Genomic DNA, 9,336 nt, shown 5'->3' with positions numbered 1-9,336 from the left:
CCTGCTGGAACGCTTTTCTTCCTACTTGGGTCTGGACTTCAATGACATAAAATCCCGACCCGACTTTGATGAGATGTGCCATTACGGCGCTATTGCGTCATGAAACTGTCCGAACCATTGTTTAGATTGATTCGCCAGAGTTTGGCCATGCAACGTCCTTGTCAGTGGGGTGAGCCAAGCGCTCACCATTAAAAATAACAGCCGGGGGTGCTCAATACAGTCCATTACCGGATTATCAGCCACGCTTGGATTCGCGCTTATCCTTCAGCTACTCATTATTCCGTGACCAGATCACAGCGCCATACGGGGGTCGGCATGAGTCGACCATGAGCAGTCCAATCAAGGGCTTCAAATAATCGGCACGAAGGGTACACAGCCACCAAGCAGCAGCAGGAGGCTAAGCAGTAATAAACGGTTTTTCATGGGGTCTTCCTTCAGTTGTCAAAATCAAACAGCAAGTCGTCGTCACCGTCACCAAACACGCTGTCCAGATCAACGTGGCGGTAGTCGGCATCAAAGGTTTCGGCCAGGTGCTTGAGGGCGGCGAGCTGGTGGGTGCTGATCGCCTGGGCGTAGGCCATCGCCAGTGCCCCGCTCTTGTGCAGCTTGGCCAGCGTTTCGGGGGTGACCTTGGCGAGCTTCCCTTCGTCGAGGCGTAGCAGGCCGTTGATCGGCTGGCCTTTATGGTCGGTCAGGGGCCATTGGGTGAGTACCTCGGCTTCCATCAGCACTTGGCAGGCACGTTCGGTCAGGGCGAAGTGCTTGGCCTGCTTGCCGAGTGCCTGCAACGTTTCTTGCACCAGGGCGGTGGGCTGATCACCCTCAAGGAAGGCTTCCTCGCCCTGCTCGCCGACCCAGGGGCTTTCCACATCCACGCAGAGCACGCGCTGGTTAGGCTCGCCCTTGCCTTTAGGTGGGGCCATCAGCCGAAACGGGTGGGTGCGAAGAAACGCAGGCACGTAGCTTAACTGCCAGCGGTGGTTGCCATTCAGGCAGTGGTTCTTGTGCTCGGTCAGGCCGGTCAAGGCGCAGAGGCTGACCTTGCCTTGGCCATCGCGGGCGAACACCAACGGTAGCTGCCCTGCCAAGCGGCTGACTTCCGGGGCCATGATGGGCACCAGGTGCAGGGGTTGGGCGTGGCGGTAGTCGGTAAAGCGGGTCCAGCGTTTGTCGCCAAAACGCTCGGTACTTAATGGGATATAGCGGCTCATGGGATCTCCAGATAGCGTGGTACCGGTAGCCTAACAAAAAACCCCCAGCCGAGGCCGGGGGTTAGAACGTACGTCTGAGGGGCAAGCGAGAGCCTTGGCTCTCACTGCATCAGGCGGCCTGTACGGCACCACCCGATGACGTCGAAGGAGCAAGGGGGAGGTTGCCCTCCCCCGGTATCGAGTGCCTAAACTTAGGCAGCTTCGACGATAGGCGCTTCTTCTTGAGCACCGACCAGTTCCACACCCGATTCGATGGTGTAGTTGGTGGCCATGTCGGCAGCGGTAACGACCAGCTGGCCTTCTTCGTTCAGCTCGGCTGCGAAGGCGGCGTCTGCGTCGATGGCAGCAACCATGTTGGCCAGTACGTCGGCAGAGGTCTCACCGGCAACCGCGTCAACACTGAAGTTGAACACAGCGGCTTCAGCACCTTCAGCGGCGTCTTCGCCCAGCACTTCGGTCAGGCTCAGGTTGAAGGTGTAGTCTTCAGCCAGTTCGCCTTCGAGGTCGACAGCGAAGGTCGCCGTCCAGGCAGAGCCTTCGACGGCTGCGACACCTTCCTCTACCTGAGCAAAGGTGCCGATAACACCGGCATCGGAGCCTTCTACAACACCTTCGAAGTAGGACTTGCCGAAGTTGGCGACTTCCGCCTCGGTAGCGTCAGTCACGGCAGCATTGCTACCGACCTGCTCGGCATTGATGCCTTCGACGGAGCCTTCAGCTTCGAGGGTAGCGTCGACACCAACCAGTGCCTGGTTGCCAGCGGCTTCAGAGTTGTCGATGGCGATGCTGCCCAGATTGATGGCAGAGGTGTCACCGTCCTCACGCTCAACGCCCGCGGTAATAGCCGCTTCGCTGCCAACCAATACACCGTCTTTCTTCGTCAGCGTGCTGACTGAAGTGATGGTCTGGCCGTCGTCGCCCTGGATCACCAGGCTACCGTCTTCAGCGAAGTACTCAACAGTAAAGGTAGCCCCAAGCTCTGCTTGCAAAGCGGTAACGAAATCTGTTGCGCTCGCCCAAGAAGCTTCGGAGCCCGTCGCATCAATGGCATCAGCAATCGCTTGAGTCGAGTCACCACGCGCAGCAATAGTGGTTGTCACGTTACCCGCATTGACAGTGAATGCCGAGTCAGCTGTCACGGAGACTGCAGTGCCGTTAACCGCAAGGGTATAACCACTTGCCGAAACGGTATCAAAGCTATTAGTGGCAGCGGTGAATGTAACCGGCGCACCATCAATGCTGACCGTCAGCTCGTCACCAGTCGCGGTGTTACCGATATCAGCAATTTCAGGCAGGTCAGCACTGAAGTCACCTGCAGCTACGATATCAGTATTAACGGCAGTTACTTCGGTGGTGCGTGCTGCAACTGTGGACGAAGCAGCCGCAACGGTAAAGTCAGTATCTTGCGTTACGGTAGCGACCGGATTAGCACCCTCTGTACCGGTGGCAAGTGTGAACAGACCTGCCGGGGCAGATGCCGGAGTGCCGTTGTCGTTAAACGTGAAGTCGCCCCAAGCATTGGTTTCACCAGCAACATAAGTCGATACGTACTCAGTACCATCGATAGTGATCGACAACGTATCGTCAGCGGCCGGTGCCAGAGTGCCGAAGTTAACGTCTGCAGCGTAAGTTGCTGCGGTAGCTCCACCATCAACAGGCGTAAGCGTCGCTGTTTTAGTAGCGCCACCGTCATTCAGTTCCGTTGCCGAGACAGTAAAAGTTGCCTCCTGCGTTACGGTAGCGACCGGATTAGCACCCTCTGTACCGGTGGCAAGTGTGAACAGACCTGCCGGGGCTGTGCCGTCGAGAACGCCGTCGGTGCCAGTATCGAACTTGAATTCACCCCAAGCAGTACCAGCGTAAGTAGAAACGTACGTAGTACCGCCGTCGATAGTGATCGACAACGTATCGTCCGCAGCTGGCGTCAGCGTGCCGAAGTCAGCCTCAACCGTATATGTTGCAGGTGAAGCATCGCCGCCACCGTTGCTCAGGTCGACAGCTTCAGTAGTCCGTGCAGCAAAATCAGTAGTTACATCTGCGTTGGCGTCGACTGTAAAGTCCGAGTCAGACTGAATGGTGACGGCAGTGTCAGCTGTGCTCAGCTTGTAGGTATTACTACCATCCTGTACACCGTCAAAGCTGTTATTGGCAGCAGTGAAAGTGACCGGCGTACCACCGATGGAGACAGTCAACGTGTCGCCGGTAGCGGCGTCAGCCAGATCAGCAATCGCCGGCAGTTCCGCAGTAAACGGTGCCGCCTGAGTCGCTGCCTGCTCAACCACTTCTGTTTCCACAACCTCACGCGCTGCGAAATCTGTCGTGACATTGCCCGCATTCACGGTGAAAGTGGCTTCAGCAGCGACTGTCACTGTCGTGCCATCAGTGCTCAGCGTGTAGGTAGCACCACCATCCTGTACACCGTCAAAGCTGTTATTGGCAGCAGTGAAAGTGACCGGCGTACCACCGATGGAGACAGTCAACGTGTCGCCAGTAGCGGCGTCAGCCAGATCAGCAATTGCGGGCAGTTCAACACTGAAAGCATTGAAAGGCGCCTGGACTACAGCAGGATCTTGTGCTTCGCCGGCGGCGTTGTTGTACGCCACTTCGACGTAGCCCAGGTCAAGCGCGATAGAACCTTCGACGCCGTCGGTCAGGCCGCCAATGGTAGCGCTGGACGCGATGTCGCTGTCGGTATCAGTCAGTGCGACTTCGCTCAGCTGACGACCGCGAGCATCGGTGATGATGATGGACTGGCCTTCAACCGTAACCGTTACATCGCCGTTGAGACCTGCAGTCAAGAGTGCTGCGTCCAGATCAGTCTTGATGCCGGCAATACCGGTAGTTTCGTCCAACGTGACTTCCAGCGTCTCTTCACCGCCAACCTTCAAGGTCAGAGTGTCTGCAAGGTTTGCAGTGACATCAGTCAGACCGCTGATTTCAGCAGTAGAGACCTGCTCGGCGGTAATCGCTTCACCGATATAGACGTTGCTGATGCCACGACCAGCAGCATCAGTAACAACAATTTCGTCGCCATCAACTGTAGCGGTAACATCGGCGTCAAAGGCATCAGTGATCAGCTGTGCGAGTGCTGTCATATTGGCCGGGTCGACATTGGCCAGTTCAACAGTCTGATCACCCACGGTGATGCTGATCTGGCCCACTTCGTCAGCCACAACGGCATCGGTCAGCGGACCCAGACGAGTGACGGAAGCCACAGCGTCGTCACCGTCGTTCAGCAACTGGCTGGAAACGCCGAACGGACGGCCTTCGGTATCGGTAATGGTCAGGACACCTTCGCTGAACTTAGCGGAAACAGAGCCAGCTTCCAGATTGAAAGCAGTCTCAATCAGGCCCGCCAGAGTTGTGTTGTCAGCAACGCTAACATCAGCAACCGGGATGGTCTGAGTATCACCGTCCAGGGTCAGCACCAACTGTGCCACTTCATCCTGCACTGCGGTAACAGTACCGACAGTGAACTTGACGCTAGACGCTTCGCCCTGGCTCAGCAGCGTCAGATTGGTGAATTCGCGCAGCTTATCGTCGCTAAGGGTCAGCGTATCACCGTCGAATGCAACCTTGATGTTAGCGTAAGGCTTATTGCCTTCGGCATCAGTGATCTGTTCAAGTTCGCTCTTGATATCAGCCACGACTGTCGTTGTATCACTACCGTCGATACCGCGCAGGATCAGATCTTCGCCACCGATGTTGACACGAATGGTGTCAACGCTCAGCAGGGTGCTCTGCAGCAGTTTAATGGAAGCGGTGGACTCCTCCAGAGCGTTACCGGCATCGGTCAGCGACAGGCCGCTCAGCTCACGGCCAAGCGTATCGGTGATGGTCAGTACGCCGTTGGCATAGGAGGCTTCCAGACCGGCTTCATCGAATGCCGTATCGGCATTCAGCTTGGTGGCCAGGCCGTTACCGCTGGTGATGGTCGCCGGATCGATTTCAACAACCAGCGCTTCTTCCGCTTCGGGCAGCATCACGCTAAAGGTGGCTGCGTTACCGAAGGTGGCACTGGCGGCTTCGATCTGATACTCAGAAGCAGTAGCGTCGGACGCTGCAACGGCTTGGGTCGGGCTACCTTCAGTGAGCCTGAAGGTAGGAGCAACCGCTTCTTCGCCACCAAGAACGTCACTGACGGTACGGCCGTCGTTCAGGGTCGCTTCGGGGCGGGACGCTTCAAACTGTCCGTACAGCACCCAGTGCTGGTAGGGAGTGAAGTTGGCACCGGCATCAATCGCGGCGTCTATGTCCGGGTTGGCATCACGATAGGCCTGAGCATTGAAGTCAGTGGCTACTTCCGCATAGGCTGCATTCGGCGCACGGCCTTCTGCCGAGCCGTAGTTGACGAAATGTTCATAGGCGTCAATACCGGCTTCTGCCACGTCGGGGTTGAGCTCAAGATATTCTTCGGCGTTGAACAGGGCTTCGATGCTTGCCGGTGCCGCTTCGCTCACTGGAGTGCCGCTGTTGAAGGTGGCTTCAGGGCGACTATCTTCAAAACGACCGTACAACACCCAGTGCTGGTAGCCGCTTTCAAGCTGGTCCGCGTCTACGGCTGCTGCCACATCTGAGTTGGCGTCAAGATAGGCTTGCTCGTCAAAGCCTTCTGCCACCGGCAGCAGTGTTGCATTAGGGGCGCGCCCTTCTGCAGCACCATAGTTTTCAAAGTGAACTTGGGGATCAATGCCTGCAGCGGCAACATCCGGATACTGCTCGAGGTAAAAACTACTATTGAATTGAAGAGACATAATTTTCAGTTCCTTTGCTGTGAATATATTCACTGGTGTTGGGCCCCAGACAATTGAGAAGCCCAAAGAGCGTAGATGCCATGGCGCCATGGCCGCTCGGAAGCGAATCTTTTTACTGACCTCGCTTCCGAGAGGTCATGGAGGAAATGGAGGGGATTGGTGCAATAAAGCTGTTGCAGTAACGGCTGCAGAGCATGAGCAACTTTCCAACAGATAACAGTAAAATTTCTCATACCACCCGTAGCCTAATTTACCTACTAATAGCTAGAAACTCTTTCGCGCCGTACGAAAAAATAGCATTGAGTGCCTTTTATCAAAGTAGCAATGTAATACCCAGCCGGAGGAAAAATCAACCTACTTTAGAATTAATCTGGTAATTTTTCCTAGGCAAAGAGGGTAGCCGGACTAGACGATGCACTGAGGAAAGTCCAGTAATTGGCTTGGTTTTGACGCTGCTTCAGCCTGGGCCCTTTTGAACCGACAGCCTATGGTGCGAAGCTGAGGACGGATGATGTCACCGCTCTTCTGTGTAAACGGTCCACTAAACACATCTACTCAAGCTAAATTTTACCGCCCACACTGAGGCTCTCTTTATCCAGGAGGTCCTCATGAAGCGCGAACTCAACGCTATGCAGGCTTTTTGGCTCGGCCATCTGTATCACGCTTCCGTGATGGAGATGCCGCTAAACCTGTATGCCAAGCACCAGGGGTTAACCTTGGCCGATCTATTAATCCGGGAGAAGCGATTAACCGTGCGCGGCTTGCCAGTCCCAAAACGTCACCGTCTCGCCCAGTTTATTGAAGTGGCGGTGGCGCCATGATTCGCCCGAGTGCCGACCTGAACGTTTATCTGTGTCGCGAACCGGTGGATATGCGCAAGCAGATCGATGGACTGGCCTTGCTGGTTCAGGAAGTCATGGACCTGAACCCGTTTGATCAGGCGCTGTTTGTGTTCGGTAACCGTCAGCGGGACAAGGTGAAGCTGTTGTTCTGGGAGCGTAATGGCTTTGTGGTGTGGTACAAGCGCCTGGAACGTGAGCGCTTTAAATGGCCAACGCACCTGGAAGGTGACTCGGTCACGCTGAGTGGCCAGGAGCTGAACTGGTTGCTGGATGGGGTTGACCTGAAAGCGGTGAATCCTCACAAAGCATTGTATTTTCAGTGTGTTGGCTGATTTTTTGACTCCACTTTTGCAGGGATTTTTGATAGCCTTTGAGGCATGAAAAACGCCGTTTCCTCCTCTCATCTTGTCTCTCGACTGCAACGCCAGGTACAGGCGCAGCAGGAAGAGATCGCGCAGCTTCATCACCTGATGGAGAAAAAAGAGGCGCAGTGGGAAGCGGCCAAACAGTCTCTGTATGAACAGTTCCGCCTGGCACGGGAACGTCAGTTTGGCCCCTCCATTGAAAAGTACGGCATCCAACAGGGTGACCTCTTGATCAATGAGGCCGAGTTGGCCGTTGATGAAGAGGACAGTACAGCGGATGACGCTCAAACTGATGCCATCGATGAAACATTCTCTGAAAAATCTGACGGTAACGCCCCTGCCCCGGCCAAAAAGCGCACGCGCGGTGGACGTGTGGCCCTGCCACCAGAGCTGCCCCGCGTTGAGGTGTTCATGAGCTGGACGAAGCGGAACGTCGCTGTGCCGAGGATGGCGCCGAGCTCAAGGTCATTGGCGAAGACGTCAGCGAAGAGCTTCATGTCGTGCCAGCACGGGTCGAGGTGATCCGCCATGTGCGCTACAAGTACGCCTGCCCAGTCTGCGAAGAGGGTGTGCGGGTCGTTCCGGTACCGGCCAAGTTGCTGCCGAAGAGCAACGCCAGCGCCACGCTGCTGGCTTATGTCGCCACCGCCAAGTACCAGGATGCCTTGCCGCTCTACCGGCAGAGCCAGATCCTTGCCCGGCACGGCGCCGAGATCCCGCGCAACACCCTGGCCCGCTGGATGGTCCAGACCGGCGAACGCATGACACCCTTGATCGAGGCTCTGCGCCGATACCTTCTGCGGGCGCCGCTGATCCACATGGACGAGACCACGCTGCAGGTCAATACCGAGCCTGACCGCAAGGCGAGCGCTACTTCCTACATGTGGCTGCAGCGCGGCGGCCCACCGGGCCAGCAGGTGGTGCTGTTTGACTACGACGCCAGCCGCGCCGGTCGGGTGCCCATGCGCCGGCTGGGTGCCTATGCCGGTCGCCTGGTCACCCCCCTCTGGCAGCCTAGTTGTCCGGTTGGCGTTATCGCCTAAATCAAATCCAGAGGGAGCGGCATGGAGTCCATGCGCCACGTTATTCCGAAGAACGTAAAGCAGCCGTCCTGAAAAAGCTGTTGCCGCCCCACAGTCGCAGCGTGACATCGGTCGCGACGGAAGAAGGCATCTCTGACGCGACGCTGTATAGTTGGTTAAGAAAGTGTCGAGAAAAAGGAGTACCTGTGCCGGGTTACACCCAAGGCGACAACGAATGGTCACCTGACGCCAAGCTCGCCGTTGTCATCGAAACGGCCACGATGTCGGAGACAGAGCTTGGCGCTTACTGCCGCGAAAAAGGCCTTTATCCCGAGCAAATCCAGCAATGGAAAGCGGCTTGCCTCCAGGGTGCTGGCCGGCAAGAAGAGCAGGCAGAAGCGGCGCAAAAACAGCGTAAAGAAGACCGTAAGACCATCAAGCAGCTCCAGGCGGAAGTGCGGCGCAAAGACAAGGTGCTGGCAGAAACAACGTCGTTACTGGTGCTTTCAAAAAAGCTCGAAGCCTTGTACGGCGAGGATCCGGACAGCGGCGAGGACGACTGACGCCTCTCGACGAACGTGCAAGGCTCATCGCGCTATTTGACGAAGCGGTTGTGGGTGGTGCGTCCCGTTATAAAGCGGCCGTGATTATCGACGTGAATGAACGCACGCTGAAACGTTGGCGATCAGAGTGTGGCGCTGTTGCTGAGGATCAACGTCCACAGGCTACGCAAGGCAGGCAGCTGACTCAGGAGGAAGAGCAGGCCATTTTAAACCTGACGGATCCCCACGAAGTTGATGCTATTCATCATGTAACGCTTGAGAAGTCGCTTCTTCACGCAGGGCTTCCTGAAGCGATGCCCAAGACGGCCAGGGCACAGCACCAGGAGGCTGCCGGCGAAGCCATTCCAGCCCAAAACGCCATACCGACAGGACATTTCGGTGGGTGATACTGTTGCTCTGGTAGCGCTTTTGTTCCCCATTGGCCCTGACGCTCAGGCCAGCCACCATCATGGCCACACTGGCCAACATGGCGATCAGCAGCAGGATCTCGATACGCTTACCTTGACGAGACTGATGCATCCCGAAGCCCAGCCCGAACAGCGGGCTTTTGACGTCGCGAAAGCCTTCTTCAATCTGCAT

General features: G+C 56.5%; 5 protein-coding genes and 2 pseudogenes. 4 read left to right on the top strand and 3 right to left on the bottom strand.

Annotation, left to right across the window (positions count from 1 at the left end; translation table 11 throughout):
• Nucleotides 1-434: 434 nt before the first annotated feature.
• Both DU506_RS19975 and DU506_RS19970 read right to left on the bottom strand, forming a co-directional pair.
• Nucleotides 435-1,211, bottom strand: coding sequence for a SapC family protein (locus DU506_RS19975; RefSeq protein ID WP_114488617.1), 777 nt, complete (start codon nt 1,209-1,211; stop codon nt 435-437).
• A gap of 191 nt (nt 1,212-1,402) precedes the next feature.
• Nucleotides 1,403-5,965 (bottom strand): beta strand repeat-containing protein, encoded by a 4,563-nt coding sequence (locus DU506_RS19970; protein WP_114488616.1) that lies wholly within the window; start codon nt 5,963-5,965, stop codon nt 1,403-1,405.
• 608 nt (nt 5,966-6,573) lie between these two features.
• Between DU506_RS19970 and DU506_RS19965 the strand changes: the two genes are divergently transcribed.
• The 4 genes and pseudogenes from DU506_RS19965 (at nt 6,574) to DU506_RS19950 (ending at nt 8,757) form a co-directional block, all read left to right on the top strand.
• Nucleotides 6,574-6,786 carry a hypothetical protein gene (locus DU506_RS19965; RefSeq protein ID WP_114488615.1) on the top strand — a complete coding sequence of 71 codons (213 nt, stop codon included), beginning with the start codon at nt 6,574-6,576 and terminating at the stop codon, nt 6,784-6,786.
• Nucleotides 6,783-7,139, top strand: a complete 357-nt coding sequence (tnpB, locus tag DU506_RS19960) for an IS66 family insertion sequence element accessory protein TnpB (RefSeq protein ID WP_114488614.1) — start codon at nt 6,783-6,785, stop codon at nt 7,137-7,139. Before DU506_RS19965 ends, tnpB begins: the two co-directional genes overlap by 4 nt.
• 45 nt (nt 7,140-7,184) lie before the next feature.
• A pseudogene (gene tnpC, locus DU506_RS22905) lies at nt 7,185-8,173 on the top strand (IS66 family transposase); the annotation flags it as partial.
• Between the two features lie 17 nt (nt 8,174-8,190).
• Nucleotides 8,191-8,757: a transposase gene (locus tag DU506_RS19950; protein ID WP_114488613.1), complete on the top strand. Its 567-nt coding sequence runs from the start codon at nt 8,191-8,193 to the stop codon at nt 8,755-8,757.
• A gap of 237 nt (nt 8,758-8,994) precedes the next feature.
• Here DU506_RS19950 and DU506_RS21820 read toward each other — a convergent pair.
• A pseudogene (locus tag DU506_RS21820) lies at nt 8,995-9,336 on the bottom strand (IS4 family transposase); the annotation flags it as partial.

This window comes from Vreelandella rituensis, from assembly GCF_003336665.1.
In the GTDB taxonomy this organism is placed as follows: domain Bacteria; phylum Pseudomonadota; class Gammaproteobacteria; order Pseudomonadales; family Halomonadaceae; genus Vreelandella; species Vreelandella rituensis.
The sequence above is the reverse complement of the archived record's forward strand: the minus strand, read 5'-3'. Positions and strand labels throughout refer to the sequence as shown.

Bases quoted from the DNA above. Each gene is read 5' to 3' on its own strand.
- DU506_RS19965 (WP_114488615.1), top strand. From the start codon at position 6,574: ATGAAGCGCGAACTCAACGCTATGCAGGCTTTTTGGCTCGGCCATCTG.
- DU506_RS19970 (WP_114488616.1), bottom strand. From the start codon at position 5,965: ATGTCTCTTCAATTCAATAGTAGTTTTTACCTCGAGCAGTATCCGGAT.
- DU506_RS19975 (WP_114488617.1), bottom strand. From the start codon at position 1,211: ATGAGCCGCTATATCCCATTAAGTACCGAGCGTTTTGGCGACAAACGC.
- tnpB (WP_114488614.1), top strand. From the start codon at position 6,783: ATGATTCGCCCGAGTGCCGACCTGAACGTTTATCTGTGTCGCGAACCG.